Origin of the sequence: Faecousia intestinalis (assembly GCF_040096185.1) — a bacterium.
Classification (GTDB): domain Bacteria; phylum Bacillota; class Clostridia; order Oscillospirales; family Oscillospiraceae; genus JAZOXB01.
This window is the reverse complement of the sequence record NZ_JBBMFF010000112.1, coordinates 1-26,269: the sequence shown is the minus strand read 5'-3', so window position 1 is coordinate 26,269 and position 26,269 is coordinate 1. Positions and strand designations below refer to the sequence as shown.

The following is a 26,269-nucleotide window of genomic DNA, read 5'->3' as shown; positions in this document are numbered from 1 at the left end:
ATTGCCACGTCGCTTCGCTCCTCGCAATGACACGTCAGGAGAGCGCGCGGTGCACCAGTGCACTTGCGCGGTTGAATATTCCTGTACAGGGCGTACCCGTAAAGGGCACGCCGCTACAGACGCAATCGGCTGTTACCGTTTTAACGGAGGCCGGTACGAATCGGCAGCGCGCCGCCGGGCCGGGCTGTCCCCTCCCTTACAAAGCGTGGCTGGCAGTCTTGCGCAACTTTCCACGATCCATTTTCCGCTTGCCTTCAGCTTCTTCTCCTGCAGCAGGCGGGCAGGTCCGTCTGCGCGGGCTCCGTCAGGCAGCGGCCCTGCACGTCAAAGCGCGAGCCGTGGCACGGGCAGTCCCAGCTCTTGTCGTCCGGGTTCCACTCCAACCGGCAGCCGAGATGCGGGCAGCGCAGCTCCACGGCGTAATACAGCTCTTCCGTTGCGCGGTACACGCCCATCTGCTTTCCGTCCAGCTCCGCCGGGCCGCCCTCGCCGACGGCCAGCTCGTCCGCCTGCGGGACCGGCCCGTGGAGCACGCGCCGGCCCAGCCCGCGCGCGGCCTGCAGGCCCTCCTCCGCAATGCGGCCCGGCCGCTGCTGCAGCAGATCGCCGGGGTCAAAGACCGCGGCATCCGGATGGCTGCCGTCGCAGATCAGGGCCGTCAGCAGCTCCGCCGCGGCCATGGCATTCGACATGCCCCATTTGCGGAAGCCCGTCGCCACATACCACTGCGGGTCCCTTGCGGAGAACCGCCCGATATACGGCACGCCGGAGGCCGTCATGCAGTCCTGCGCCGACCAGTGCGCCGCCTCGCGGCTGCCGGGGAACAGCGCCTGCGCCGCCTCGCGCAGGGCGGCATAGTGCCCGCCGCCGTTCCGGCCGGTGCGGTGCGCGCCGCCGCTGAGGATGACCGTCCCACGGTAGCTGCGCAGCGACCATGCGTTCGGTTCCAGCCCGTAATACATGCCTGCCGGCAGGACGGCGTTCTCCAGCGCGATGGCGTAGGAGCGCTCCTGATGCATCCGCGCAAAGTAAAGCCCCGGCACGTTCACGAACGGGTAGTGCGACGCAAATACCACGCGCCCGGCCTCGATCGTTCCGCGCGGGGTGAACAGCGTGCCGCCCTCGACGTGCTCGACCGGCGTGCGCTCGTAGATCGTCAACCGGTCGGCCAGCGCCTGCAGGAACTTCAGCGGATGGAACTGCGCCTGCCCGCGCAGCCGCACGCCTCCGCATACACGCAGCGGCAGAGGGGTGTCCGGCTCGAACGACGCGTCCAGCCCGAGCGCCCGCTCCGCCTCTGCCTCGCGCAGCAGGGCGTCCTCCCGGTCGTAGGAGTAGAGCCACGAGTCCGCGCGCTCCAGATCGCAGTCGATTTGCTCCAGCTCGATGCGCGCGCAGCAGCGCTCCACGGCGCGCCGGTTGGCCCGCGCGTACATCGCCGCCTTTTCCCGGCCGAGCCGCTCGATCAGCCCGGCGTAAATGGCTCCATGCTGTGCGGTGAGCTTCGCCGTTGTGCGGCCCGTCTGGCCGCCCCCAACATGCCCGGCCTCTGCGACGACGACCTGCAGGCCGCGCTCCTGCAGCTCCAGCGCGGTCAGAATGCCCGTCATCCCGCCGCCGATCACGGCCACGTCCGCCTGCGCTTTGCCGTAAAGCGGCGGCCGCGCCGGCCCCTTGCACGTTTTCTCCCAGATCGACTCCATACCCTGCGCCTCCCGTTCGTTTTCGCTATGTAGTATGCGCGCCCCCGCACGATCCATGAGCCACACAGCCCCAAAACCGGAAAAATTTTTTCAAAAGGATTGATTTTTCCGAGAAATGTGCTATAATATCCCCGCTGAATTCAATATGGGCCTGTAGCTCAGCTGGGAGAGCGTTCGGTTCGCATCCGAGAGGTCGAGAGTTCGAGTCTCTTCAGGTCCACCAAACAGGTATTGGACGAACACCTATTTCTTCAGCGGCGGCTTCGCCGTGAAGTGTTCGCTCTGATCCGCAACAGAAAAGCACCGTCTTGGGAGTGATCCCGAGACGGCGTTTTTTCTATATTTCTGAAGCGTTCTAAAACTTTACATTTGTATACCTTCAATGCTAAGGAGGGGTGTGCTGTGATGACTTTCCTGTATATGAATCTCAAAAAGGTGTACTGCGGTATTCCCTCATTTTCAAACTCAATTTAACCAAGGAATAAAAAAGAAGATATGAAGTAATCAAACTAAAGAATCTGAATTCTAAGATACGGTTTTTACTTCTGCAATTCCCGGTTTTTGCAATAAATTAAAAAACTCATTAATTGCGTTGTGATGCTGCATTGGATGTCTCATACCTGTTCTTCGTTTACAGAATGTGAAAGTAACCGATTCCTTTGCACGGGATAATGCCACAAAGAATGTGCAGCGATCTTCATCCGGCTGGTTCCTAAAGTTCCAGAAAGCAGAGTCTTCCAATCCAACAAAATATACAGCAGAGTATTCCAGCCCCTTGCTTTTGTGGATTCGGCTGGTAAAGCAAATGGTAGATGCAGAGGGCATTACGGAAATGCTGAAAGCCAACGACCAAATGGAATGGGTCGGGCGGATGAATTCCTGCCGAGACCGTGCATCCGAAACTGTCTATCATCAAGTAATCTATACATAAGGCAAGGCCCTTCGTATCAAGTCAAGAAAATGATACGAAGGGCCTCTTTTTGCCTATTGCGCTTTCAAGAATCCGAATTCAAACGCATCGGGGAAAATAAAGCGCTTCTCACCCTGTTCAAAGCGGACGGTCACATATCCCCTGTTCAGCTCGATCACCTTGCCGATGCCGAACTTAGCGTGAGCCACTGCGCTCCCAACGGCAACGCCGGAAACATCGACCTTCGGTTTTTCGGGCTGCTGGGGCTTTGCGGGAACGATCGGAGATTTCACGCCGAAAGCAGCAGTGACAAAATCCGGCTTAGCCGGTGGTGTCCGAGTTGGAACGGGGGCTTTGGGCGGCTCCGGCTCCTCGTCCGCTTCCGGAACATCGGCTTCGTCGATTTCCGGCGCATGAGCCAAGAGCGGTTCCGCCCGACGCTCTTTTTGTTTGTCTTGAAAAGCTTGGCGAGCTTGCGGATAAAGCCAGTTCACCGGAGCTGGACAAAGAAATCTGCATGGTGCTGAAACAGATCACAGCAGAATTTCTGCTGCCGGAAAAGGGATGATGCGCTATGGCGGTGACAGGCTTTTGGCCTGTGTTCAAAAACCTGAAAGCCACGCTGGACTACGCCGACAATCCCGACAAAACCACCGCACTGGAATATCTCGACGGGGATTTGTACGCCGCCCTGCGCTACGCAGAGAACGATAACAAGACCGACCGCAAAATATTTGTCGGCGGCATCAACTGCTCGGCGCAGAACGCCTGCGCCGAAATGATCGCCGTACAGCGACGGTTTGGTCTGCGTGGCAAGGTGGTCGGTTACCACGGCATTCAGAGTTTTCGTGAGGGTGAGGTTACACCGGAGCGGGCGTTCGCCATCGGCAAGGAAACCGCACGGCGAATATGGGGCGACCGATATCAGGTGCTGGTTACCGTTCACCTGAACACCGACAATGTGCATTGCCACTTTGTTGTGAATCCTGTGTCCTTCAAGTGTACAGTCGTTCGGCCCTGCGCTGCAGGAGCGGGCTAGCGCTCGAGCAGCCGAAGCATACCGGCGTGGAGCGCGGAGGCTGTCGGCATGGCGGGAACCGCGCCAAAAGCGGTTGCGGTCAGCGAACCGGCCACGCAGGAAACGCCGAGAATGTGCTGCAAAACCTGCGGCGCGGGAATTCTGTCGCAGCAGTCGCAGAGCAGCAGCTCGGAAAGGAAGGTTCCCCAGAAGGCGTCTCCGGAGCCGGTGGTGTCCAGCGCGGTGACCTGAATCGTGTGCTGCCGCAGAAAAACGCCGTTTCTGCATAGGCAGAGGCAGCCGTCGGCGCCAAGCGTAACGACAAGCATCCGAATATCGTAACGTTCCAGAAGCTCCCGCATTCCGGCCGTGTGATCGGCGGCCTTTGTCAGAAATTCAAGCTCCTCCTCGGAAAGCTTGACAAGGTCGGCATAGCGCAGTCCCTCGCAGATTGCATGATAGGCGGAGTCGGTATCGGGCCAAAGCGGCAAACGGAGGTTGGGGTCAAACGCGATCGCCGCGCCCTTTGACCTTGCATGTCTCACCGCCTCAAGGGTAGCCGAGCGCACCGGCTCGGCAGTCATGGAGACCGAGCCGAAATGGAAGATACCCGCTTGCTCCAGAAGCGTCAGCGGCAGCTCGGCGGATCGGAGCATACAGTCGGCGCTATGCTGGCGGTAAAAGCTGAAGGATCGATCCCCGCGCTCGTCCAGAGAGACAAACGCCAAGGTGGTCGGCTCCGTCTCGCTGCGCAAAAGGCCGTCGGTGCATATGCCGTTGCGCTCCATTGTGCTGCGGATCAGCCGTCCGAAGACGTCATTGCCGACTTTGCCGATAAATGCGGTCTGCATATTCAAATGGGAGGCGGCGGCCAAAACATTGCTCGGAGCGCCGCCGGGAGCGCCCAGATAGGACACCTTCCCGCTCTCCTGCTGCCCGCCGGGAACAAAGTCGATCAAGGCTTCTCCAAGCGCAACAATGTCGTACTTCGGCGCTGCTTCGCAGCGGATGCACGCGCCGTTGCGTTCTTTGAGGGAGGCCTCCGCGTTGGCGCGGAACACGAGTCTCGGGGCGCGGGTCGGATCCGCCTCCGGAAACGTCTGCGCTCCTTCAAAGCAGTATAGTTCAATGGGCGCGGGGCCATTGAACACAACGCACTGCACACGGCCGTGCGGTGTATCGTTTTCAACCGGCGCAAACTGAGGTCGGAAGCCGTATGCACTCAGCTCCCGGAATGATGCGGCAAAATCGTGCGCGGAAAGACCGATGTGCTCCAGACCGAGTATTTCCGAAGAGTCGGATGGGTAGTCCTTGTCAAGGCGCTGACAGAATTCGAATTTCGTTCCGAAGGGAGCGATCAGATTGAAGTATTTTGTTCCGGTTCCGAAAACCTTCGGGTTAAAAAAGGGAACACCTCTGTCGTGCTCAAGCTCGAGACCTTTTGAAAGCAGCGCACGCAGAAGAGCACCGGCATCCGGGGTCTCAAGGGCGATGTGCTCAAGCCCGACGATCTTGTCCGGCGCGCGGGACGGCGCGTCCCCCTCGGCGGTGACGAGGCGCAGACGAAAATTTCCGCAAACATAGAGTCTGCCATCGTCGACGGGTAGAAAATGCAGAACGGATTCCAGCCAGCGTCCCGCTTCATCCAGCGAGGGGACGGGCAATTCGATGCAGTGCAAGCGCATAATAAGCTCCTCTTATTGGCTGTGGCGCGAAAGAACGCCCAGATAGATGCTGCTGAGAAGGATCTGCTTTTGCTCAGCGGCGCGGTCCTTGATGCGGCGCAGGATCTCCTCGCCCGCCATTTTGCCCAGCTCGTCGACCGGCTGAGCCACCAGACGTACCGGCGAGGATTCGAGGAGAGGAGAGTCAAAATCCGAAAAGCAAACCAGCTCAACATCCCGGCCGATCTGCATACCGCATTCGCGAAGACAGTGATAAACATCGGTGCCCATCAGGCCATTGGAGGCAACGATCGCAGTACACCTTTGCTTGAGCAGCTCCCTGGTGCTGTTCCATGCGCTGCGCTCCATCGAATCTCCGTGCTGGATAAAGCCATCCTCAATCGGAATGGCGAAATCGGACATAGCCTGACGGTACGCCGCAAGGCGCTCCCGCGAGGTGCTCAGGCGGCTCAGGCCTGTAATGAAGCCGATCCGCCGCTGCCCCTGTTCGATCAGCGAGGCAACGCTCCGGTAGACGGATTGATACGCGGACACCGTCACGGAGGAAAACGGCGCAGCGTCTACCTTCCGGTCGGCCAAAACAGTGGGGAAGGACGCCGGAAGCACCGCAGAAAACTCGCTGTAGGACTCCATGGTCGATGCCAGCAGGATCCCGTCCACAACTCCGGAGGTAAGATACCGCAAATGCTGTAGCTCACGCTCCTTATTCTCTTGTGTGTTCGCGATGATCAAATGGAAGCCCTCTGCAGAAATGCTACTCTCAACAGTCTCGATCAAACGGGCGAAGAACTGGTTGGAAATATCCGGGACCACAAAACCAATGATATTCTTCTTTCCTGTGCGGAAACTGCGGGCAAATGCATTTGGTGTATACCCCAGCTCTCGGATTGCCTTCATCACAAGCTCTCTTGAATGCTCGGATACGGTACGGGTGCCGTTCAGTGTGTGCGATACCGTTGCGGTCGACACGCCCGCCGCGCGCGCAACGTCTGAAATATTCGGCAGTTTCTTTTCTGTTCTCATAGGCGGTTTTATCCTCACTCATCCGTTGCTGTATTGGTTTCATATGCGTAAACGATTACGTTTATTATATCGATGAGATAATTCGTTGTCAAGCCGAATGAAAATAATAAAAAAATTCGGCATATTATACAAAAAATAAGCATCATTTTTGGAATTGACAGAGTGGAAAAACTGTGCTATCCTTGCTGTAGCGAAAAGTTAATCGTTTGCGCAATCGATTAACCAGTGTTAAACAGCATATTATTATAGTAAATAGGAGGTATGTACATGGGTGGATCGTCAGAAGCCGCAGAGGTCGGCTGTCGAATCATCTCAACCGTAGACGTTCTAGTCGTTGGTGGCGGTCCTGCCGGGATCGCGGCCGCGGTCGGCGCGGCTTATCACGAAAATTTGCGTGTGGCGATCGTTGACGAAGGCGGCTGCTTCGGAGGCGCGGTTCCAAAATCGTTGATCACCTTTGCAGAGGGCGGCGTTGTTTGCAGCGGTGACCAGCTCTTGATTAAGGGCGTGTGGCAGCGCATCCAAGACGAAATGGTTCGCCGCGGCGGTGCGATCCCTGCGCACGAGCTGATCCATTCTAATAAGTATTATCCGTTCGACCGTTCCCGCTGCGAAAAGGATCTTCAGCTCACGATTTTTGACCCGGAGTGCTTCAAGCTCGCCGCAGACGAGATTTTGACCTCCCATCCCAACATTCAACCCATCCTGTATACGCGCGCGGTCGCGCCGATTATGAGTGGAAACCGGGTTACCGGCGTTTATGTGGAAAACAGGGAGGGACGCGGCGCGATCCTGGCAAAGCGTGTGATCGACGCAACGGGGATGTCGTTCCTTTTGCGCGCAGCCGGCGCCGAATGCGTGTCAACGTGCGCCAACGCGCCGCACCGTCAGGGGCCGATCCTCGTCTTTTTCAGAGCCGGCGGGATCAGTGAGGTCACGCCGACCTACCGGCCTAACGTAACGGATGTGCCCTACGGCGCGATCAACCTCTTCCCGACGATGCGCGACCATGAATATCGGATCGAGATGACGCGGGCGCTCGGCGACGGAAGCAGCGTGGAGGATATGACCCGCGCTTCGATCGAATGTCGCCGCCAGATCCCGGAGATCATTGAATATCTGCGAAAGAACTGGTACGGCTGTGAGAATATCTACCTGATCGACTCGGGCAATGAGGCGCTGCCGATGTCTCTATATAAGCTGGTCGGCCGCCGGCCGGTGTGCGTGAATGACATGCTGAACGGCGTCGTCCCCGAGGACACAATCGCCCTCTGCGGCTACGGGATCGACGTTCACAGCGCCGAAAAGGGCGGCCAGAATTACCTGCACTACCTCGAGCCGGGTCAATACTATGGCATTGGCTATGGCGCGCTTGTTCCCGCAAGCGAGGTCGAGAACATTCTGACCGCCGGGAAATCGGTTTCCTGCGAATCCGGCGCGGAGGCGGCGATCATGGCGACGGCGCTCAGCATGGCGACCGGCGAGGCGGCCGGAACGGCCAGCGCGCTCAGCATCTGTGACGATGTGCCGGTGCGCAGTGTCGATGTGAAAAAGCTCCGCGAGGCTCTGCGCAGGCAGGGAGCGCTCTTGGAGCCGGAAATACTTCCCGAGGCGCAGAAATACGATGAATACATATTTACCTATTAAGAATTATAAGGAGGACAAGACACGATGAAAACAGTTAACATTCCTGCAAAAGCCTGTCCCGTTGTCGACGAGGTCGATGTGTTGGTCGTAGGCGGCGGCGCGGCCGGCATCGGTGCGGCCATCGGCGCTGCGCAGTGCGGCGCATCGGTCGCGCTAGTCGAGTACTTCGGTGCGCTGGGCGGACTGCTGACAAACGGATATGTTACAAACTGCGAGGCGGGCGTGGCGATCTCCGGCGACAAGATCCTGATCAAGGGCGTTTTCGACAAGCTGGTCACGCGTATGGTCGAAAAGGGCGGCGCGATTCGCGGCTACGACCTGATCCGCTCGAACAAGTATTATCCGTTCGATACCTCGCGCTGCGAAAACGATCTGCAGATCACGCCGTGGGATCCCGAGGCATTCAAGCTCTCCGCCGATGAGCTGATGGCGGAGCACGGCGTAAAGGTGTATTTCTACACGCAATTCACCGAGATCCTCAAGGAGGGCAACAAGGTGGTCGGCGGCGTGATCGAGAATCGCTCCGGGCGTCAGGTCATCTTGGCCAAGCGCGTCGTCGACTGCACCGGCGCTGCCGCCGTCGCGCAAATGGCCGGCGCCGAATGCTGCGGCGTCGGGCGCAAGGGCTCCATGACGCTGATGTTCCGGGTGGGAAACGTCAAGAACGTCGTCCCGTCCTACAAGCCGAATGTGAAGGAGATCCCCTATGGTGCGGTGAACTTCTTCCCTCTGATCCGGGAAGGAGACTTCCGCGTGGAGATGACCCGCTATATCGGCAGCGAGAACAGCGCGGAGGATTATACAAAGGGCACTATTGAGTGCCGCCGTCAGTGCCAGGAGGTTCTGCAATACCTGAAGGAGCACTGGATCGGCTTTGAGGACGCTTATATCATTGACACCGCGCCGACGCTCGGCTCGCTTGCTCAGCCGGCGCTGGTGGGCGAAAAGAAAATGACGCAGGAGATGATCCTCAAGCGCGAGATGCCGGACGACCGCATTGCCATCACCGCCTACGGCATCGACCTGCACAGCCCGGAGATGGGCGGGCAGAATTTCCTGTACTATCTGACCCCCGGCGAATATTACGGCGTGCCGTTCGGCGTGGTCGTTCCGAAATCGCCTGTTGAGAATCTTCTGGTCGGCGGAAAATGCGTTTCCACCGAGCGGGACGCGTTCAGCTCCGTCTGCTGCTCCGCCATTTCCATGGCGACCGGCGAAGCCGCAGGCACGGCCTGCGCGATCAGCATCCGCGAGGGTGTGAATGCCCGCGATGTGGACATCGGGATGCTGCAGCAGGCTCTCGTGAAAAACGGCGTATTGCTCGATCCGGAGCCCGCTCCTTCGGTCGAAAAATACTATGTTTACCCCAAGCGTGAATTCAAGCTCGACGAAAACGGAAAATTGAAAGGATGAGAAAAAAATGAAAAAACTGATCGCTCTTTTGCTTTGCGTCTGCCTGCTGCTGAGTGCAGCGGCCTGTACGAATGCACCAGCCGTCGGCAAGAGTACGGATGCCTCAAACCAGGACGGTGAGCAGCGCCTGCGCATCGTCGCCACGCTCCAGTCCCAGCAGATCAACTTCTGGTCGAATGTTCAGCACACGCTTGAGCGTCTTGCAAAGGAAGAAAACGTCGATCTGACGATCATGGATCTGAACGGCGACGTCACAACGTTTGCAAACGTGATCGACGACATCGTCGCCATGAAGCCGGACGGCGTCATTACCTGCGGCTTGGAAACATCAACTCTGGGCATCCATGTGAAGACCCTGCAGGACGCCGGCATTCCCGTCGTGACCTACAACATCAGCCCGGAGGGCGCAACCTGCCCGCAGGTCGTTGCAGATCAGTCGGAGTTCGGCCGCGTCGCCGGTACTGCGGCGGCAGAGTACTGGAAAGAAAATCACCCGGATACGACGCCTGTCGGCGGTGCAGTCGATCTGTATTCCGCGCCGCAGTGCAAGGAACGCGTCGACGGCTTTGTGGAGGGCTTCCGCACCGTCTATCCCGACTTTAAGTCGTCCAGTCCGTGGACGGCGGCGGCTCGCGCTCGGTTTCCCTTGCAGCCTGTGAGGATTTGCTGCAAGCGCACCCGGAGATCAACGTCATGTTCGGCATCAACGCCGACAGCGCGCTCGGCGCTCTGGATGCTCTGCGCGAGATCAATCGCGGCACGTCCGCCGATTCCCTTGTCGCCAGCGTCGACGGGACGGAGGCCGACTGTGCAGAGCTGAAGGATCCGAACTCCGCCCTGAAGGCCGTTGCGGGCAACTCTCCGCGCATTATGGCCGAGATGGCGTGGAACCTCCTGATGCAGGTCATTCGTGGCGAGCTTCCTGCCAACGAGGATTATCCGCAGTCGCTTGAGATCGTTTCGGTCACAACGGATACGGCGGATTCCTGGGTCAAAGAGAATTTCGAATAAAAAGCAGTTCCCCATCACGCAGTCCGAAGCGACCGCAGACCGCTTCGGACTGCCCTCTGTTATACGAAAGCGCGGATCGGGCCGGAGAATAAGCAGCTCCGGTCGCGAACGCTTTTATACAAATACTCAGGAGGCGGAGAGAAATACTCCGATGTTCAAGATGAATGACCCTATTTTATTGGAATTTTGCCGCGTTCGGAAGCAATTCGGCCCGGTTATTGCCCTGAATGACGTTTCGTTCTCCGTTCGCGCCGGAGAGGTGCATTGCCTCGTCGGCGAAAACGGGGCGGGAAAATCCACGCTGATCAAGATTCTAGCCGGTGCCTACAGCATTGACGGCGGCGAGCTTCGGATCGACGGGAAGCCCGTTCGGATCGAAACGCCCGCTCAGGCCGCCGCGTACGGAATCTCCGTTGTTTATCAGGACGTGACAAACGTGGATAAGCTTTCCATTGCGGACAACATCGTTCTCGGTTCAGAGAACAGCAGATTTGGATTCAATCAGAAAAAGAAGAATTATGAGTTTGTCCGTCCGTTTTTGCAGCAGGTTGGACTGGAGGTCGATCCGTCTGCCCTGATGGAGACGCTCTCTATCGCACAAAAGCAAATGGTAATGATCGCAAAAGCCCTGTCAAAGAATGCCAGATTAATCGTGCTTGACGAGCCGACAGCCATGCTGAATGAGCAAGAGGTCCATACGCTGTTTCAGATTATCTGCAGCCTGCGCGATCGCGGCATCACGGTGGTATACATTTCACACCGAATGGAAGAAATCTATCGCATCGGCGACCGGGTTACGGTGCTCAAGGACGGGGGATATGTCGGGACATGGGATTTGTCCTCCATCGACACGCAGCAGCTGATCGTAAAAATGGTCGGCCGCGAGCTTCATGATGTTTACCCGGATAAGAATCGCCCAATCGGAAAAGAGCTGCTGCGCGTCGAAAACCTGACCACGGAAAAGATCGACGGCGTGAGCTTCACCCTACACGAGGGGGAGGTGGTCGGGCTGGCCGGGCTTGTCGGCTCCGGCCGCACGGAGGTTTTGCGCGCGATATTTGCGGCGGACAAGCTGTACCGTGGCAAGGTCGTTCTGGAGGGTAACGAGCTTTCCCTGTCCTCGCCGATCGATGCGATCCGACACGGCATCGGGTTGCTGCCGGAGGAGCGAAAGCGGCAGGGGATCGTGAACTGTCTGTCCGTAAAGGACAACATCACCATGCTCTATTCTCAACTGCACGCCAAATGCGGATTTTTGAGGAAGGCGGATGATGATGCGATCGTTCGCCACTATATCGACGAACTTCACATCAAAACGCCGTCTGCGATGCAGGCGGTGGGGAATCTCTCCGGCGGCAATCAGCAAAAGGTCGTTGTCTCAAAGTGGCTGTCTATCTCCCCTCGGATCCTGCTTCTGGATGAACCGACGCAGGGGATCGACGTCGGAGCAAAGGCCGACATCTATCAGCTGATCGATCGTCTTGCTCGGGAAGGCATGGGCGTGATTGTGGTTTCCTCCGACCTGATCGAGATCATCAACCTCAGCAATCGAATCGTGGTCATGCGGGACGGTCAAGCCATAAAAACACTTGAAAGCGATGAGCTTACAGAAGAGAATGTTATGCTATATGCTATGGGAGTTAACGCCGATGAAAAAGCTTAAAACAAATACGCAAACAAAGCAGCGCCTTGTAACGCTGCTGATCCTTGTACTGATTATGGTGATCCTTTCGTGTATCAGTAACAAGTACCTTACGGTCAACAACCTGATTAACATTGTCCGCCAGGAGAGCACCCTGATTATTATTGCCTGTGCCGCGACAATGCTGATGATATCCGGCGGCATGGACCTTTCTCCGGCAGGCGTGATTGCCCTGACCTCCGTTGTTTTTGCGAAGCTCTGCGTCTCCGGCATCAGCATCCCGCTGGCGGCGCTGCTGTCGCTTCTTGTCGGCGTCGCTGCAGGCACGTTCAGCGGTCTGCTGGTCGTGCTTGCCAATGTTCCGCCCATGATCGCAACGCTTGGCACGTGGTACATCACAAAGGGCTTGGCATACGCGATCAGCAACAGCTACGCGATCGTGCAGGGGCTTCCCGCAAACTTCGGGTGGGTCAATCGCTATGTCGGCCCGTTCCCGCTCATGGTGGTGATCGCCGTGGCAGTTTTTGCCGTGTTTTACATTCTCCTGAACCGAACTCTGCTCGGGAAATATGCCTATGCGATTGGCGGCAATAGCGAGACCGCGCGCCTTTCGGGTATTAAGGTCAATCTGGTGCGTTGCGTACTATACATTTTAACTGCGCTCATGTCCTCCTTTGTCGGCATTCTGATGTCCTCACGCATCAATTCCGGTGACCCGAATCTCAGCACCTCCGGAATTGAGTTTGAGATCATTGTTGCGATCATCCTCGGCGGAACAAGTCTGCTTGGCGGTCAGGGCTCGCTGATCGGAACGCTGATCGGCGCGCTGATCCTCGGGAACCTTTCCAACGGCATGAATCTGCTGGGAATCGGCACGGTCTATCAGTTCATCGTCGAGGGCGCCGTGCTGGTCGTGGCTGTCGTTCTTGATCTGACGCTGAAGGGCAACGGCCTTCGCATCAAGAAGCTGCGCCGGTCAAACTGACCTCGGAAGCCCCACAAAAAATCCGGACACGAGAATGATTTTGTGACGATAAATAGCTCCGCTGCCGCTCCTTCGGTCAAGGCCGAGAAGCGGCAGCGGAGCTGCTTCGAACGGGCTTTGGATAAGTGGAGCTGCAAGCAAGAAAAGGGGCAGTCTCACTAAAAGGCAGCCCCCCAAAAAAGCAAAGGCCCGGCTCTTGCGTAGAGCCGGGTTTTGGCGTATTATTTAGGTGCGAAACAAAACAAATGTTCTATAATTAATGACGCCTCTGAACCATATCGGCTCGGAGGCGTTTTTCGTTATCTCTGTTCAGGCGGGCAGATCTTCGGGAGGATCTCAAGGAAGTGCTGACCGATCTTTTCTGCGTCATAGCCGTTGGCCTCGCAGATGAACCGGACGGTATCCGGCAGCAGGATGTGGCCCTTCGCTTTCTCCGCTTTGTATTTCTGCCACTCTTCGTATTCCTTGTTTGTGATTTGCTTCATGGCGGTTACCTCTCTATGCTGGAATGATAACTTGAGGTTTCTCATACTTGACATATATACCAAATATCGTCACCTGTGAATCCGCACTTTCTATACAGTTCCAGCGGTTTGGACGTGTTGTCGAGATTCCCTGAAACCGTTACAAAACTCGCTCCGATGCTTTTGAGTCTATTGAGTAATACATCCACAATCTTTTTCCCAAGGCCTCTGCCTCTGTACGCTGGAAGCACCTGAACCCATTCAATGATACCCTCCCGACAAACCTCATCAAACTCAGCTATCCCCGAAGCGGCCATTTTTCCATTGTCGGCATTTATATATACACATAATTCTTCACGGAAGGTCTTGTGCTGCTTCCACTGCAGAATGTCTTGTTCACTCACGACGATATTCTCATGCTTGTAAGACTCATTTATCATCTCACACAGTTGTGTTGCCTGATAATCAATCGACAAGGTGTCGTAATCATAATCTATCGGAGACAGATCATTCAAATCATGCTTTATCCTGAAGAATCTTTGAAAATTGCCATACTGTCCATTCCAATTACTACAATGAATGATTCTCATTGAATCGGGAATGGCCAGTGTTTTGGCCTTCCAATATGGAATCGAAAGAGTTCCACATGGATTCTGAAGGTACTCTTTTACATCCATTAAATTACTCCTGATCTGTACAAATTCCTGTTTTCCCGCCGTCTATTATACCGGCGAAGTATGAACATTTCTACCAAGAAAAACAGCCGGGATACCCCAGTTTCCACAGCTTACCCCTCAAGCGGCAAAATCGGCGGAGAAATAATTAAATTGTATCAATTTCGGCGTTTTTTATATCCAGAAAGCGGCAGTTGATTAGTCTACCCGAAAAGCATGAAAACGAGAATTGTCACCGTTTATTGTAAGAAAATCGGTGACAGGAATCGAATCTATGGATTTTCGTTCTGCCTCGGTGCGCTTCAGGTTTCCTGCTCCGCACCGGGGCTTTTTTATTTCAGCAACAAGCGTTATATCGGCGTCTATCTGCCCGTTTCCAAAGGCGGTACCCACGCGAGGGACAACCGCATGAGCCTTTGTCAATCCTGCCAGGCCAAGATCCACCACGACCTCAGCGACCGCTGATCAGGCATCATAATCAAACCGCTCATTGCTGAATGTGAACAGCTCCTTCCCTTCATACTTCTTAAAGATGGCATAGATTGTTTTGAACTCATCAATCGTGATTGCGTGATTTCCAATCGGCAGAGCCAAACTGACCCCCGGCATACCATAAGCATACTGCTTGCGGGTGATATTTATATGTACCCACCAACACCCGTAATTACCGTGGTAACCTCCGAAGGTGAAGTCCTCGCCCTGCAGCCAATTGAAGAATGGCGCTTTGCAGTCAGCCAAAGATTTATCACAGACGAGAAATGCTTCCGGTTTCCCACCACCGATTTTCAATGTCTTTTCTTCCATAGGATGATCCTCCCGTGATCAATTGATCCATAAAGAAAAGACCCATCGTCCGACGGGTCTCTGAAATCTGTATGACCCATCGTTCAGCCTTTAGCACCTTGCCATCCGGTAGGTTGCTGTGCGGTCAGCGGGGCTGTCCCTCGCGCACTCCTTATGGTATTTCCATTATAGCGCGGGGGTTCTCCATGTCAACCCGGTAGGGGAATGAAAATCTCCGGGACCTTTTCGATCGGACAACGGCCCGGGGTCACACGCACCAAAATCGCAAAAAAGACATGGAGCTGCTCCACATCAGGGAAACTTTGTCTATTGTCCTGTTTTACTGGTTCTGTTCCGTCTTGCCCTGCGGGGTATTTTGTGATAAACTGGAGAAAAATTTACAAGGAAGTGATCGGATGTCGCTGCGGGAAAAGCTGCTGCGGGTCGCGCCGGAGGAATGGGAAAACGAGTTCGTCCGACCTCCTCGACCTGACCGGTATGGCCCGCGTCGTCGTGACGCACACGCTGGAGGCCGCGCTCCTGCGCCGCTATGACGGCATCCTCGTCCTGAAAAACGGCCGTATCGCCGAATCCGGCAGCTTCGACGAGCTGATGGAGAAAAAGGGGTATTTTTACGCCCTGTTCACCGTTGCGCAGGGGTGAGAGCCGGATAAATGATGCAGTAAGAAGAATCATTCCGGCCCGATACCGCCGAAAGCCGAATTTTCGATGGACAAGATGCGCGTTCCATGCTAAAATCAATTTGTGTGACCGCATTTTCTGCGCAGAAAGGAGCGAAGACTATGATCGATTTTTCCAAACTGGAACAGTATCGGGAGAATAACCGCATTGAGGCAAAAAAAGCGCTTGGCGGCCTGCCGAAGAGCATTTGGGAGACATACTCTGCCTTCGCCAATACCTATGGCGGGATCATCCTGCTGGGCGTAGAGGAGCGGGCGGACAAGTCCCTGCACCCGGTCGATCTGCCCGATCCGGACCGGCTCATCCGGGAGTTCTGGGATATCGTCAACAATCCCAATAAGACCAGCGTCAATATCCTGTCTGCCAGGGATGTTTTTGTGCAGGAGGTGGACGGCGCGCACATCGTGGTCATCCGCGTGCCCCGTGCCGAGCGCTCCTATAAGCCGGTCTATGTGGACGGCAACCCGCTGTGCACCTATCGCCGCAACGGCGAGGGCGACTACCGCTGCACCAGAGAGGAATATCAGGCTATGGTGCGGGACGCTTCCGTGCGGACGCAGGATATGCTGGTGCTGAACGAGATGGACCTGGGCGTGTTTCATCCGGAAAGCGTCCGCAGCTATCGCCAGAGAATGCGCCTGTCCCGTCCCGGGCATGTGTGGGAGTCATTGGAGGATGAGGAATTCCTCCTGAAGCTGGGCGCTGTCGGCATCGGCTCCGACGGAAAGAAGCACCCGACCTCTGCGGGCCTGCTCATGTTTGGCAATGAATACGACATTGTGCGGGAATTCAATGCCTATTTTCTCGATTATCAGGAGCAGTATGATGCCGATACCCGCTGGACGGACCGGATCATTTCCTCGTCCGGCGACTGGAGCGGCAATGTGTATGATTTCTATTTTCGCATTTACAACAGGCTGATCCAGGATATCAAGGTGCCGTTCCGGATGGACGGCGGGAACCGCGTGGACGACACGCCCGTGCATCAGGCACTCCGCGAGGCATTGGCCAACTGCCTTGTCAATGCGGATTATTATGGCAGGCAGGGGCTGGTCATCCTCAAAAAGCGGGACGGCATCACCATGTCCAACCCCGGCAGCTTCCGCATTGAGCTCGACGCGGCAAAGAGCGGCGGCGTGTCCGATCCCCGCAACGGGACGATGCTGAAGATGTTCAACCTGATCGATATCGGTGAGCGCGCCGGAAGCGGCATCCCGAATATATTCCGCGTCTGGCGTGAGCAGGGCTGGGCAGCCCCCACATTTACGGAACAGCTTGAGCCGGAACGGACGATCTTATCGCTGACATTCGAAAAAATCGGCGATAAAAAATCGGTGATAAAAATCGGCGATAAAAAATCGGTGATAAACGAAAAAATGAAGGAAACGATCATTGCATATCTTACGGATCATGCAGAGGCGAAGACCGCTGAGATCGCCGCATATATTGGCTTGAAGTTATCACGCACAAGGGATTATCTGAATGAACTGATCGCAGAGGATATCGTTGTCGCCGAGGGCGGAAATCGCAACAGGACCTACCGTCTGAGATCCTGATGCCCCGCGGCGGGAAAGCCATGCTTGACAATCCTGCGCGGGTGCGCGGGTATGATAGAGTATCCCCTGCTCGGAGGGCGAGCTGTTCGAAGAAATAGCAGCCGGACAAGAGGCAGACTGAGACGTCTGTTTCCTGTCCGGCTTTTTTTGCGCAAAAAAGGAGGTGTGCGATATGGATTTTCTGAACGGCAGGATCAAACCAATCTGGCAGCCTTGAGCCAATGAACTTGTGCCGCAAAACGGCCGCAGCCCTCTGCAGGACTGCGGCCGTTTTTGCGCATTTTATTGCGGATATTTGTTTTCAAGTATGGAGCAGGCCGGAAGCTTACTCCGGAAGATACGAGAATGCATAGCCGAATTCTTCGGCAAGCTCCTGGACCGGAGAACCGCGATAGCCATAGACCGTAACAGTGGCTGGGTCGCCAAATGGCACATTATCGCCCTCAAGGTTGGGATCGCCATCTCGGTTAAAGTCCAGCGACCAGCACGGTACGACTACCTGCTTCAGATTTGGGCAGGAATTGAATACTTTGCTGGAAAGCTTCTGCAGATATGGCGGCAGCGTGATCGATTCGAGAGATTCACAGCCGTAGAAAGCGCCGCTACTAATGATATCGGTCATGACCGGCATTTCAACCTCCGTGAGGGAAGTGCAGCCTTTAAAAAGACCGGAAGGAATCCGCTCCAGAGCGACCGGCAGTCTTGCCTTTTTCAACGCAGTACATCCAAGGAATACGTTGTAATCCAAGCCTTGATTTGCAATATAAAATTCTGTAAGGGAATCCGGCAGATCGATCTCTTGCAGCGCTGTGCAGCCTGCGAAAGCATAGCCTCTCAATGTGACCAGATGATCCGGCAGATCGATCTCTTCCAGTGAGGTACAGTTGTAAAACGCTTCGTATCCAATGCTCTGCAGCGAATCGGGGAGCTGGACATGCCGGAGCGAAGTGCACCCGGAAAAAACGTAATTGTCTATCGTAGTCAGGCTTTCGGGCAGCTCTACGGATTCCAGCGCGGGATAGTTCCGGAAACTATACTGGTGCAGATACTTTGCGCCGTAGACAACCTTGACAGTTCGGATGCGCGGGATATACTGCTCCCAGGGGAATTTGTATATTTCAAGCTCATAAGTGCCTATCCATGGTGTTTTGTTGACCACAAGTGTTCCGTCCGGGAAGAATGCCCAGTCTATGTTCCCGGTCGAGCCGCTTGCTTCTGCTCCGGTGGGGTCCACAACACCGGGCTCCGGGAGCGGATCGGCGACGCGGTCGATGAAGCGGACGAGGATCGCGGCCACCTCTGCACGCGTTGCACCGGAGGCAGCGTGGAGCAGCAGCTGGCCGCCCTCCTTGGCTCCGCCGATGATCCCGCAGGAGACTGTCCAGGATACGGCATCCGTTGCCCACGGGCTTACATCCTGCCCGTCTGCGAAAATGCTCATATCGCCGCGGCCGCTGGTGTCAAGCCCGGTTTTCAGTGCATAGCGATAAAGTATGGCGGCCATTTGCTCGCGTGTGACTTCGCCGTTCGGATCAAACTTTCCTCCGCCAACGCCGTTGACGACACCGCTCTGCGCAGCCCATGCGACCGGCTGAGCATACCAGTCTGAGGCTCGAACATCCGTGAACGGTGTGCCGCTGATGTCAGGCGAGCCTTCATAACGCCAGAGTACTGTGACCAGCATGGCACGGGTCATTTTTTCCTCCGGGCGGAAATGGTGCGTACTGACACCACGGAACAGGTTCTTCCCGACCGCAGAACAGACAGACGAATAGTACCAGGCATCTTCGGGTACGTCGACAAACTTATAATAATAGCTGTTGTAATGTGGGATGGTCTCACGCATATATGCGCCGCATTGCGTGCAGGTATGGATCGTCAGTCCATCGATCGTGGCAGAAGGCTCCCGTATTACGACCGGCTCGGCCTCGTGGTGGCCGTTCGGGTCAACACAGGTGTTCAACTCGATTGTCACAGATATATAGGTGCTTGTTTCGATTTTCAGAGTGCCCCAGCCGTAACCATTGGAATGAAGGATCAGAAGTCCGTTGCATTCCTCGACGGAATACGGCCCGGTGCAGGTGGCGTAGTTGAGCCTGACTGCGTAGCTGGGCGTGGGAGTCCGCCCGACGGCAAGAAGAACGGCCTTTCCTGCCTCAAGCTGGAGTTTGTCCAGCGTCTCGCCGGTTTCCCAATTCTCGATGGTCAGCTTCTGCACGGAGGCCGGGTAAAGGGAAACATAGAGGTTTGAGGCGAAGGCGCTTCCTTCAATCGGCTTCAGAGTGTTGCCGTCAAGTACGGCGGTGAAGTACACTATGGTATAAGTACCGACTGCCAAATCTGAATCGAAATGGTAATAATGTAAGTATTCATACAAACCGGGTTCCCCGGTGAATGCACCGTAGTGGGCGTTCAACGGCGTTCCGGACGGTGCGTCACCGCGATAGACTGCCGTGCAGTAGTATTGCCCGGCTTTTGCTGAACGGCTCAGGATCGCTTCAACTGTCAGACTGCTCTCCGGCGACATCGCTGCATCTTTTCTGGTTGGGGCAGGAAGAATCAGATTGTCATCCAATGCAAGCCGTTTTTCCCGGTTTATGGCTGCGTCAGGAACCAGACGGATTTCAGTATCCTGCGCGGATTCTTCCTGCGCGTTGGCCAGTGCGGCGCTCAGGACCTCTGTGGGGATTGCAGCTGCGGGGGAAGCCTTCGACACGGGGATGAAGAAGCACAAAAGAAGACTGCATAACAGGAATAACGCGGTGATTCTTTTCATGGGGTATCCCTCCTTTCCTGTATTGTACAGGTCATGGCAGCACATGTCAAGAAAATTTACCAAATGATCTGTCAAAGACTTTCTGAAGCATGGAAAAGCAGGGGCTTTCCCATGCGCTGCCCCGTGGTCGATAATAGCCGATCTTCGCCTGTACTGACGCAGGGCTTGCCCTGCGGGGTATTTTGTGATAAACTGGAGAAAAATTTGCAAGGAAGTGATTGGATGTCGCTGCGGGAAAAGCTGCTGCGGGTCGCGCCGGAGGAATGGGAAAACGAGTTCGTCCGCATCCGGCCGATGACCACGCGGGACGACCTGATCTACGCGGGAGACGGCTGCCGCCTGACGGATGAGCAGAGGGAATTTGTGAACCCCGTGTGGTTTTCGCTCGGCCGGGCCTATCTGGCCCCGGAGGATCACGATCCCTGCCTGATCGAAAACGAGCGCCGGGAGCCGATCGGCTTTCTGTGCTTCACGGCATGGGCCGATGCCTACAGCTGGAGCTATTTTCTCGACGTCCGACAGCAGGGGAGGGGCTACGGAAAGCGGGCGGCGCAGCTGGCGCTCCGCCTGCTCCGGCTGGCCGATCCGGATATGCCGGTCAAGCTGGCCGTGGAGGCTGCCAACACACGGGCGCAGCGGCTTTACCGCTCGCTGGGCTTCCGGCAGCTGCCGGAGCGGGACGGCGACGATCTGGTATACGCAGCTTGTTAAAGAGGTCCTCTTGGACTTTTTTGCCAAGCTGCTGCGGCCCCTTCGGGGCTTCGCAATGACGATTCGGGGGCATTTTCGGTCTGCGATAATGCCATCAAATTTGCAGCTGCCCAAGGCGCTCACGGAGCGCCGCTGCGATTTGATCTGGAATTTTCCCCAACAGAAAGTCGGAAAAAATGCCGGGCCCGGTTTATGCCGGGTCCGGCGTTTCACGATACAATAACAGAGAGAACCAGGTGACGACATTGCCGCCGTACTGAAATTCGATCCCGTGGCGCTCGGCCAGTGCCGTGACGACGATGCCATGGCTCTCTACGCAGGGAAACATCCGGTCCGGGTGGCGGCAGGGGCCGTCCGGCCAGGCACAGTGCGCGCAGATGGCGCACGATTCCGTGGAAAGCCCGTAGACCTCTGTACCCTGCGCGCGCAGGATGGCGGAGACCTGCCGCGTCAGCTCCTCGTGCGGGCCGCGCGTGGCGAGTGCCGCCTCGGTGTCCGCGATGTCCGCGACCTCCGTCAGCGATGTGATGAGCAGGCCCTGTGGATAGGACAGGCAGCGCGCCCGGCACGCCTCCACGGAGCCGACGGCGGGCGGACAGGCCCATGTTTTGTTATAGCGCGGACAGTTCTCGCGGCAGACCGTGCGGATGCGCTCGGAGAATTCCAGCTCCGCCGTTTCGAACCAGACGAATTCCGCCAGCGGCAGCTCCGCCAGCTGCGCCTCGACCGCGGCACGGTTCACGCCTTGTCCTCCCGCTTCAGATACAGCAGGTCATAGGACACCGGCGTGCAGAACAGGCGGCGAATTTCCGCCGGGTCGCGTGTCTGACCGAGGATCCACATCAGCTTGGCCACGACGGCCTCGGTCGTCATATCATAGGCCTCCAGCAGGTGGAGATCGTTCTTCAGGTGGAAGCCGACGTCATAGACGGACAGATTGCTGCCCTCGTTCTGCACCTGCGTCGTCATGACGATGGTCTTTTCGGCCTCCATGGCCTCACGCAGGACGCGCTCGAAGCCGCTGCCCTGATAGGACGGCAGGCCGCCGACGCCGAAGCTCTCGATGATGACGGCGTCGTTATGCTCGAGCAGGTACGACAGCATACCGCAGTCCGCGCCGGGGATCATTTTCATGAGCGCGACGCGCTCACCGAGCTTGTCATAGAATACGGGCGCGGGAAGGGCGGACGGGCGGATATATTCCATCAGGAAGCCGTTCTGCAGCACGGCCAGCTCCGGATAGTTGATGCTGGAGAAGGCCTGCAGGCTGACGGTGCGCGTTTTGCGTGCGCGGGTGCCGAGAATGACGCGGCCGTTGAACACGATCATCACGCCGCGCAGATCGGACACGGCGCAGCGGAACGCATCGGCCAGATTCGTCTTGGAATCCGTGTTTTCAAACACGATGGGCTTCTGCGCGCCCGTCAGGATGATGGGCTTGGGGGAATACTGAATGAGATAGGACAGCGCCGCGGCTGTATAGGCCATGGTGTCCGTGCCGTGGGCGATGACGAAGCCGTCATATTCCTCATAGCGGGCGCGGATGGCGCGGGCGATCGTCAGCCAGTGAGCGGGAGTCACATTCGTAGAGTCGATGGAAAACAGCTCTTCGCAGGTCACGCTGCACAGAGATGAGATCTCCGGCACGCAGCGCAGCAGCTCCGCCGAGGTGAGCGCCGGGGCAAGGCCGCTCGGCGTGACCTCCGAGGCAATGGTGCCGCCCGTTCCGAGCATCAGAACCTTCTTCATGGTTGCCTCCTGTCCGCAGTACAAGCACATTTTGAGGGAAATATTCTGCAGCTAGTATATCACGGAATATCGCCGGACGCAACCGGCGCGATTGACAAAGTCTCCCTTTCGCGGTAAAATAATCGAAGTTATAAAATGAGGTGAGCCAGATGCTTTCTGTTGTGATCCCTGCCTTTAATGAGCAGGAAATGGTCCCCGCGGCCGCCGAGCAGATCGACGGCATTCTTTCGCGCGCCGGGATCCCGCATGAACTGATCTTTATCGACGACGGCTCGCGCGACGCCACCTGGGCGGAGATCCGCGCCGAGTCCGAGCACCGCGATACCGTGCGCGGCGTCCATTTTTCGCGCAATTTCCGCAAGGAGGCCGCCATTTTTGCCGGCCTGCAGGCGGCAGACGGCGACTGTGTCGCCGTGATCGACTGCGACCTGCAGCATCCGCCCGAGAAGCTCGTGGAGATGTACCGGCTGTGGGAGCAGGGCGTCGAGGTCGTCGAGGGCGTGAAGACGGACCGCGGTGAGGAGTCGCTGGCTCACCGCGTGGCCGCGAAGACGTTCTACCGTCTTATCAGCGAGGCGACGCACATCGACATGACGCGCGCCTCGGACTTCAAGCTGCTCGACCGCAAGGCCGTGAACGTACTGCTGTCCATGCGGGAAAAACGCGCGTTCTTCCGCGCCCTGTCGTCTTGGATCGGCTTCCGCACGGCGGAGGTGCCCTATGAGGTGCGCGAGCGCGCCGCAGGCGAGTCGAAATGGTCGACATGGCTGCTCATCAAATATGCGCTTTCCAACATCACGGCCTTCACGTCCCTGCCGCTGCACCTTATCACGGGCTGCGGCGCGGCGTCGTTCCTGGCTGCGCTTATCGTCGGCATCGTGTCGATCGTGCGTCTGGCCATGGGCCGTGTCGTTACCGGCCTGACGGGCGCCGTGATCCTGCTGCTGTTCCTCAGCGGCCTGATCATGGTCGGCCTCGGCATCATCGGCTACTATCTCGGCAATATCTATATGGAAATTCAGGACCGGCCGCGCTTCATCGTGTCCGAGACCTGCGGCGTGCGGAAAAAATCCTGAAAGCCTGTTGACTTTTTCCGGAATTCTGCTATGATAGTGACACAATGCAATAACCTTATCGAGAGTGGCGGAGGGACTGGCCCGATGAAGCCCGACAACCTGCATTTGCAAGGTGCCAATTCCAGCGATTTTATCGACAGATGAGGACAAAAACCTTGTGCCCTGTCGACAGCAGGGCGCTTTTTTGTATCGAGAAGGTTAGAAGCATGCAAAAATTTCAGGGAAGAAGGAACCTCCAGATGCAAAAAAGAATCTTTACCTCCGAATCCGTGACCGAGGGGCATCCTGACAAGGTCTGCGATCAGATCTCCGACGGCGTGCTCGACGCTATTTTGGCGCAGGACCCCAAGGCGCGTGTCGCCTGTGAATGCTGCGCTACGACCGGCATGGTCATGGTCATGGGCGAAATTTCCACGGAATGCTATGTGGACATCCCCCATGTGGCCCGCGATACCATCTGCCGCATCGGCTATGATAAGCCGGAGTCCGGCTTCAACGGCCATACCTGCGCGGTACTCACCGCCATCGACGAGCAGTCCGGCGATATCGCCATGGGCGTGAACAGCTCCTTTGACGATGCCGATACCCTCGGCGCGGGCGATCAGGGCATGATGTTCGGCTTCGCCTGCAGCGAAACGCCCGAGCTGATGCCCGCCCCCATCACCTATGCCCAGCAGCTTGCCATGAAGCTGTCTGCCGTTCGCAAGTCCGGCGAGCTCGACTGGCTGCGCCCGGACGGCAAGAGTCAGGTCTCTGTGCAGTACGGCGAGGACGGCAGCGTGGAGCGCATCGATACCGTCGTCGTTTCCACCCAGCATGCCGACAGCGTCTCGATCAAAGACCTGCGTGAGGCCGTCATCGAGCGTGTCATCCGCCCGACCCTCCCTGCGCGGCTCATCGATGGGGATACGAAGTTTTATGTCAACCCGACCGGCCGCTTTGTTGTGGGCGGCCCGGCGGCGGACAGCGGCCTGACCGGCCGCAAGATCATCGTGGATACCTACGGCGGCTACGCGGCCCACGGCGGCGGCGCCTTCTCCGGCAAGGATCCGACGAAGGTCGACCGCAGCGCGGCCTATATGGCCCGTTACGTCGCCAAGAACCTTGTGGCGGCAGGTCTTGCCGCCAAGTGCCAGATCGAGCTGGCCTATGCCATCGGCGTTGCCCATCCCGTCTCTGTCCTTGTCGACACCTTCGGAACGGGCCGCCTGTCCGACGCCCGCCTGAGTGAGCTGGTCAGCGAGTGCTTTGACCTGCGCCCGGCGGCGATCATCCGCAGTCTGGACCTTCGGCGTCCGATCTACCAGCAGGTCGCAGCCTATGGCCACTTCGGCCGTGCGGACCTCGACCTGCCGTGGGAGAAGACCGACGCCGTGGAGCGCATCCTTGCCCGAGCATGACCCCGAGCATCGAAAGATCTCTCCCTGCAAAATTTTAATTGACCAGAGGTGTGATTATGAAGCTCTCCCGGAAAATCTGCGACTGTGCCCAATCTCCCATCCGTAAATTCTACCCCTACGCGGTCGCTGCGCAGCAGCGAGGCATCCGTATCCACCAGCTGAATATCGGCCAGCCCGATATCCAGACGCCTCCCGCCTTTTTTGAAGCCATCGAGGCCGGCAGGCGTGACGTGCTTGCCTATGCAGAATCCCCCGGCATCCCCGCCCTGCTCGAGGCCATCCGCGCCTATTATGCGCGCATCGGCGCCTCGTTTGAAACGCAGGACATCCTCGTGACCACCGGCGGCAGCGAGGCGCTGCTCATGGCCATGCTGTGCATTCTGGACGAGGGCGACGAAGTGCTCATCCCGGAGCCCTATTACCCGAACTACTTCACGTTTATCCGCATGGCGGGCGGACGGGTGCATCCCATCCCGACCTCGCCGGAGGACGGCTACCGTTACGCCGAGCGCGCCCGCATCGAGCCGCACATCACGGAAAAGACGCGCGCCATCCTCCTTGCAAACCCCGGCAATCCCACCGGCACGGTGCTCACCCCAGCGGAGCTGCGCCTCATGGCGGATATCGCCCGCGAGCACGGCCTGTATCTCATCTGCGACGAGGTCTACCGCGAGTTCATCTATGACGGCGCAGAGCCTGCCACGGCGGGCAGATTCCGCGATATCGACGAAAACCTCATTCTCATCGATTCCGTCTCGAAGCGCTTCAGCGCCTGCGGCGCGCGCATCGGTGCGCTCATCTCCCGCAACCGCGGCATCATGCAGGGCGCGCTGAAGCTGGCGCAGGCCCGCCTGTCCGTCGCCACGCTCGATCAGCTCGGCGCGGCTGCGCTCTATGGCGTGGATCCCAGCTATTTCGACGCCACGCGCAACGAATACCGCCGCCGCCGCGACACCTGCTACCGCAAGCTGCTGGAGATCCCCGGCATCGTCACGACGGAGCCGCAGGGTGCGTTCTACACCATGGCGAAGCTGCCGGTGGACAGCACCGAGCGCTTCCAGCTCTATCTGCTGCAGGAGTTCGAGGACAACGGCGAGACCGTTATGTTCGCCCCCGGCAGCGGCTTCTATGCCACGCCCGGTGCGGGCACGAGCGAGATTCGCATCGCCTATGTGCGCTGCGTCGAGGAGCTTGAGCGCTCCCTGACGCTCCTGCGCCTCGCCATTGAACGGTATAACCAAAAGTAAAAAGCTGGCGGCCCGGGAGGATCCTCCCGGGCCGCCGCGTATGATTGGGGGTATTGATCGTACACGCCATTGTAGGGGAGCGGCATGCCGCTCC

The 26,269-nt window shown here is 57.3% G+C and carries 24 protein-coding genes, 1 tRNA gene, 1 pseudogene and 2 riboswitches; of the genes and pseudogenes, 15 read left to right on the top strand and 11 right to left on the bottom strand.

Annotation, left to right across the window (positions count from 1 at the left end; all coding sequences use genetic code 11):
- Window positions 1-254: 254 nt before the first annotated feature.
- Window positions 255-1,703 (bottom strand): FAD-dependent oxidoreductase, encoded by a 1,449-nt coding sequence (locus tag WMO66_RS02150; RefSeq protein ID WP_349134765.1) that lies wholly within the window; start codon window positions 1,701-1,703, stop codon window positions 255-257.
- Window positions 1,704-1,850: 147 nt separating this feature from the next.
- Between WMO66_RS02150 and WMO66_RS02145 the strand changes: the two genes are divergently transcribed.
- A tRNA-Ala gene (locus tag WMO66_RS02145) sits at window positions 1,851-1,926 on the top strand.
- A gap of 302 nt (window positions 1,927-2,228) precedes the next feature.
- Here WMO66_RS02145 and WMO66_RS14465 read toward each other — a convergent pair.
- Entirely contained in the window at window positions 2,229-2,528 is a 300-nt protein-coding gene (locus WMO66_RS14465) for a 3'-5' exonuclease (protein ID WP_177473125.1), read from the bottom strand.
- On the opposite strand from WMO66_RS14465, the gene WMO66_RS14460 reads away from it, so the two are divergent.
- Window positions 2,479-2,634, top strand: a complete 156-nt coding sequence (locus WMO66_RS14460; RefSeq protein WP_353963937.1) for a TnpV protein — start codon at window positions 2,479-2,481, stop codon at window positions 2,632-2,634. The genes WMO66_RS14465 and WMO66_RS14460 overlap by 50 nt on opposite strands.
- Before the next feature lie 53 nt (window positions 2,635-2,687).
- On the opposite strand, the gene WMO66_RS02135 is transcribed toward WMO66_RS14460, so the two are convergent.
- On the bottom strand, window positions 2,688-3,035 hold the full coding sequence (locus WMO66_RS02135; RefSeq protein WP_177473127.1) for a hypothetical protein: 348 nt from the start codon (window positions 3,033-3,035) through the stop codon (window positions 2,688-2,690).
- A gap of 152 nt (window positions 3,036-3,187) precedes the next feature.
- On the opposite strand from WMO66_RS02135, the gene WMO66_RS02130 reads away from it, so the two are divergent.
- Complete coding sequence (locus WMO66_RS02130; RefSeq protein WP_177473128.1) at window positions 3,188-3,652, top strand: relaxase/mobilization nuclease domain-containing protein; 465 nt, start codon at window positions 3,188-3,190, stop codon at window positions 3,650-3,652.
- Here WMO66_RS02130 and WMO66_RS02125 read toward each other — a convergent pair.
- Window positions 3,649-5,316, bottom strand: coding sequence for a PfkB family carbohydrate kinase (locus WMO66_RS02125; protein WP_349134763.1), 1,668 nt, complete (start codon window positions 5,314-5,316; stop codon window positions 3,649-3,651). The two genes, WMO66_RS02130 and WMO66_RS02125, sit on opposite strands and share 4 nt — an antisense overlap.
- 12 nt (window positions 5,317-5,328) lie before the next feature.
- On the bottom strand, window positions 5,329-6,339 hold the full coding sequence (locus WMO66_RS02120) for a substrate-binding domain-containing protein (protein WP_177473130.1): 1,011 nt from the start codon (window positions 6,337-6,339) through the stop codon (window positions 5,329-5,331).
- A 267-nt stretch (window positions 6,340-6,606) separates the two neighbouring features.
- Between WMO66_RS02120 and WMO66_RS02115 the strand changes: the two genes are divergently transcribed.
- The 5 genes and pseudogenes from WMO66_RS02115 (at window position 6,607) to WMO66_RS02090 (ending at window position 13,037) form a co-directional block, all read left to right on the top strand.
- A complete protein-coding gene (locus WMO66_RS02115) occupies window positions 6,607-7,986 on the top strand; it encodes an FAD-dependent oxidoreductase (protein WP_349134762.1) in 1,380 nt (459 codons plus the stop codon).
- 24 nt (window positions 7,987-8,010) lie between these two features.
- Entirely contained in the window at window positions 8,011-9,399 is a 1,389-nt protein-coding gene (locus WMO66_RS02110; RefSeq protein WP_349134761.1) for an FAD-dependent oxidoreductase, read from the top strand.
- Window positions 9,400-9,406: 7 nt separating this feature from the next.
- Window positions 9,407-10,410, top strand: a pseudogene (locus WMO66_RS14455) (sugar ABC transporter substrate-binding protein).
- 151 nt (window positions 10,411-10,561) lie between these two features.
- Window positions 10,562-12,073: a sugar ABC transporter ATP-binding protein gene (locus WMO66_RS02095; protein ID WP_349134759.1), complete on the top strand. Its 1,512-nt coding sequence runs from the start codon at window positions 10,562-10,564 to the stop codon at window positions 12,071-12,073.
- Window positions 12,060-13,037, top strand: coding sequence for an ABC transporter permease (locus WMO66_RS02090; protein ID WP_349134758.1), 978 nt, complete (start codon window positions 12,060-12,062; stop codon window positions 13,035-13,037). Before WMO66_RS02095 ends, WMO66_RS02090 begins: the two co-directional genes overlap by 14 nt.
- A gap of 299 nt (window positions 13,038-13,336) precedes the next feature.
- Here the strand turns inward: WMO66_RS02090 and WMO66_RS02085 are convergent, their stop codons facing one another.
- Together WMO66_RS02085 and WMO66_RS02080 are read right to left on the bottom strand one after the other, a co-directional pair.
- Window positions 13,337-13,522 (bottom strand): cytochrome C, encoded by a 186-nt coding sequence (locus tag WMO66_RS02085; protein ID WP_349134757.1) that lies wholly within the window; start codon window positions 13,520-13,522, stop codon window positions 13,337-13,339.
- Between the two features lie 41 nt (window positions 13,523-13,563).
- Entirely contained in the window at window positions 13,564-14,178 is a 615-nt protein-coding gene (locus WMO66_RS02080; RefSeq protein ID WP_349134756.1) for a GNAT family N-acetyltransferase, read from the bottom strand.
- A 213-nt stretch (window positions 14,179-14,391) separates the two neighbouring features.
- On the opposite strand from WMO66_RS02080, the gene WMO66_RS02075 reads away from it, so the two are divergent.
- Window positions 14,392-14,640 (top strand): hypothetical protein, encoded by a 249-nt coding sequence (locus tag WMO66_RS02075; protein ID WP_349134755.1) that lies wholly within the window; start codon window positions 14,392-14,394, stop codon window positions 14,638-14,640.
- Here the strand turns inward: WMO66_RS02075 and WMO66_RS02070 are convergent, their stop codons facing one another.
- Window positions 14,641-14,979, bottom strand: coding sequence for a hypothetical protein (locus WMO66_RS02070; protein ID WP_177719995.1), 339 nt, complete (start codon window positions 14,977-14,979; stop codon window positions 14,641-14,643).
- A gap of 73 nt (window positions 14,980-15,052) precedes the next feature.
- Window positions 15,053-15,139, bottom strand: a riboswitch (SAM riboswitch).
- 197 nt (window positions 15,140-15,336) lie between these two features.
- On the opposite strand from WMO66_RS02070, the gene WMO66_RS02065 reads away from it, so the two are divergent.
- Window positions 15,337-15,621: a hypothetical protein gene (locus tag WMO66_RS02065; protein ID WP_349134754.1), complete on the top strand. Its 285-nt coding sequence runs from the start codon at window positions 15,337-15,339 to the stop codon at window positions 15,619-15,621.
- Between the two features lie 140 nt (window positions 15,622-15,761).
- The gene (locus WMO66_RS02060) at window positions 15,762-17,216 is read left to right on the top strand and encodes a DUF8451 domain-containing protein (protein WP_349134753.1); all 1,455 of its coding nucleotides are present in this window, start codon (window positions 15,762-15,764) and stop codon (window positions 17,214-17,216) included.
- A 325-nt stretch (window positions 17,217-17,541) separates the two neighbouring features.
- Here the strand turns inward: WMO66_RS02060 and WMO66_RS02055 are convergent, their stop codons facing one another.
- A complete protein-coding gene (locus tag WMO66_RS02055; RefSeq protein WP_349134752.1) occupies window positions 17,542-19,992 on the bottom strand; it encodes a leucine-rich repeat protein in 2,451 nt (816 codons plus the stop codon).
- A 222-nt stretch (window positions 19,993-20,214) separates the two neighbouring features.
- Between WMO66_RS02055 and WMO66_RS02050 the strand changes: the two genes are divergently transcribed.
- Complete coding sequence (locus WMO66_RS02050) at window positions 20,215-20,703, top strand: GNAT family N-acetyltransferase (RefSeq protein ID WP_349134751.1); 489 nt, start codon at window positions 20,215-20,217, stop codon at window positions 20,701-20,703.
- Window positions 20,704-20,893: 190 nt separating this feature from the next.
- Here WMO66_RS02050 and WMO66_RS02045 read toward each other — a convergent pair whose 3' ends face one another.
- Both WMO66_RS02045 and WMO66_RS02040 read right to left on the bottom strand, forming a co-directional pair.
- Window positions 20,894-21,445 (bottom strand): DUF2284 domain-containing protein, encoded by a 552-nt coding sequence (locus WMO66_RS02045; protein WP_349134750.1) that lies wholly within the window; start codon window positions 21,443-21,445, stop codon window positions 20,894-20,896.
- A complete protein-coding gene (locus WMO66_RS02040) occupies window positions 21,442-22,452 on the bottom strand; it encodes an asparaginase (RefSeq protein ID WP_349134749.1) in 1,011 nt (336 codons plus the stop codon). The genes WMO66_RS02045 and WMO66_RS02040 overlap by 4 nt, the downstream gene beginning before the upstream one ends.
- A gap of 149 nt (window positions 22,453-22,601) precedes the next feature.
- Between WMO66_RS02040 and WMO66_RS02035 the strand changes: the two genes are divergently transcribed.
- From WMO66_RS02035 to WMO66_RS02025, 3 genes are all read left to right on the top strand, one after another.
- Complete coding sequence (locus WMO66_RS02035; protein ID WP_349134748.1) at window positions 22,602-23,528, top strand: glycosyltransferase family 2 protein; 927 nt, start codon at window positions 22,602-22,604, stop codon at window positions 23,526-23,528.
- Window positions 23,529-23,580: 52 nt separating this feature from the next.
- A riboswitch (SAM riboswitch) is annotated at window positions 23,581-23,675 on the top strand.
- Window positions 23,676-23,767: 92 nt separating this feature from the next.
- Window positions 23,768-24,928 carry a methionine adenosyltransferase gene (metK, locus tag WMO66_RS02030; protein ID WP_349134747.1) on the top strand — a complete coding sequence of 387 codons (1,161 nt, stop codon included), beginning with the start codon at window positions 23,768-23,770 and terminating at the stop codon, window positions 24,926-24,928.
- Between the two features lie 56 nt (window positions 24,929-24,984).
- A complete protein-coding gene (locus tag WMO66_RS02025) occupies window positions 24,985-26,175 on the top strand; it encodes a pyridoxal phosphate-dependent aminotransferase (protein WP_349134746.1) in 1,191 nt (396 codons plus the stop codon).
- Window positions 26,176-26,269: the final 94 nt, after the last annotated feature.

What these genes read in the sequence shown, in the direction of transcription:
- WMO66_RS02050 (WP_349134751.1), top strand. Translation starts at nt 20,215, where the DNA reads ATGTCGCTGCGGGAAAAGCTGCTGCGGGTCGCGCCGGAGGAATGGGAA.
- WMO66_RS02085 (WP_349134757.1), bottom strand. Translation starts at nt 13,522, where the DNA reads ATGAAGCAAATCACAAACAAGGAATACGAAGAGTGGCAGAAATACAAA.
- WMO66_RS02095 (WP_349134759.1), top strand. Translation starts at nt 10,562, where the DNA reads ATGTTCAAGATGAATGACCCTATTTTATTGGAATTTTGCCGCGTTCGG.
- WMO66_RS02060 (WP_349134753.1), top strand. Translation starts at nt 15,762, where the DNA reads ATGATCGATTTTTCCAAACTGGAACAGTATCGGGAGAATAACCGCATT.
- WMO66_RS02035 (WP_349134748.1), top strand. Translation starts at nt 22,602, where the DNA reads ATGCTTTCTGTTGTGATCCCTGCCTTTAATGAGCAGGAAATGGTCCCC.
- WMO66_RS02075 (WP_349134755.1), top strand. Translation starts at nt 14,392, where the DNA reads ATGAAAACGAGAATTGTCACCGTTTATTGTAAGAAAATCGGTGACAGG.
- WMO66_RS02110 (WP_349134761.1), top strand. Translation starts at nt 8,011, where the DNA reads ATGAAAACAGTTAACATTCCTGCAAAAGCCTGTCCCGTTGTCGACGAG.
- WMO66_RS02150 (WP_349134765.1), bottom strand. Translation starts at nt 1,703, where the DNA reads ATGGAGTCGATCTGGGAGAAAACGTGCAAGGGGCCGGCGCGGCCGCCG.
- WMO66_RS02025 (WP_349134746.1), top strand. Translation starts at nt 24,985, where the DNA reads ATGAAGCTCTCCCGGAAAATCTGCGACTGTGCCCAATCTCCCATCCGT.
- WMO66_RS02070 (WP_177719995.1), bottom strand. Translation starts at nt 14,979, where the DNA reads ATGGAAGAAAAGACATTGAAAATCGGTGGTGGGAAACCGGAAGCATTT.
- WMO66_RS02090 (WP_349134758.1), top strand. Translation starts at nt 12,060, where the DNA reads ATGAAAAAGCTTAAAACAAATACGCAAACAAAGCAGCGCCTTGTAACG.
- WMO66_RS02130 (WP_177473128.1), top strand. Translation starts at nt 3,188, where the DNA reads ATGGCGGTGACAGGCTTTTGGCCTGTGTTCAAAAACCTGAAAGCCACG.
- WMO66_RS02125 (WP_349134763.1), bottom strand. Translation starts at nt 5,316, where the DNA reads ATGCGCTTGCACTGCATCGAATTGCCCGTCCCCTCGCTGGATGAAGCG.
- WMO66_RS14465 (WP_177473125.1), bottom strand. Translation starts at nt 2,528, where the DNA reads ATGCCCTCTGCATCTACCATTTGCTTTACCAGCCGAATCCACAAAAGC.
- metK (WP_349134747.1), top strand. Translation starts at nt 23,768, where the DNA reads ATGCAAAAAAGAATCTTTACCTCCGAATCCGTGACCGAGGGGCATCCT.
- WMO66_RS02115 (WP_349134762.1), top strand. Translation starts at nt 6,607, where the DNA reads ATGGGTGGATCGTCAGAAGCCGCAGAGGTCGGCTGTCGAATCATCTCA.
- WMO66_RS02040 (WP_349134749.1), bottom strand. Translation starts at nt 22,452, where the DNA reads ATGAAGAAGGTTCTGATGCTCGGAACGGGCGGCACCATTGCCTCGGAG.
- WMO66_RS02120 (WP_177473130.1), bottom strand. Translation starts at nt 6,339, where the DNA reads ATGAGAACAGAAAAGAAACTGCCGAATATTTCAGACGTTGCGCGCGCG.
- WMO66_RS02080 (WP_349134756.1), bottom strand. Translation starts at nt 14,178, where the DNA reads ATGGATGTAAAAGAGTACCTTCAGAATCCATGTGGAACTCTTTCGATT.
- WMO66_RS02055 (WP_349134752.1), bottom strand. Translation starts at nt 19,992, where the DNA reads ATGAAAAGAATCACCGCGTTATTCCTGTTATGCAGTCTTCTTTTGTGC.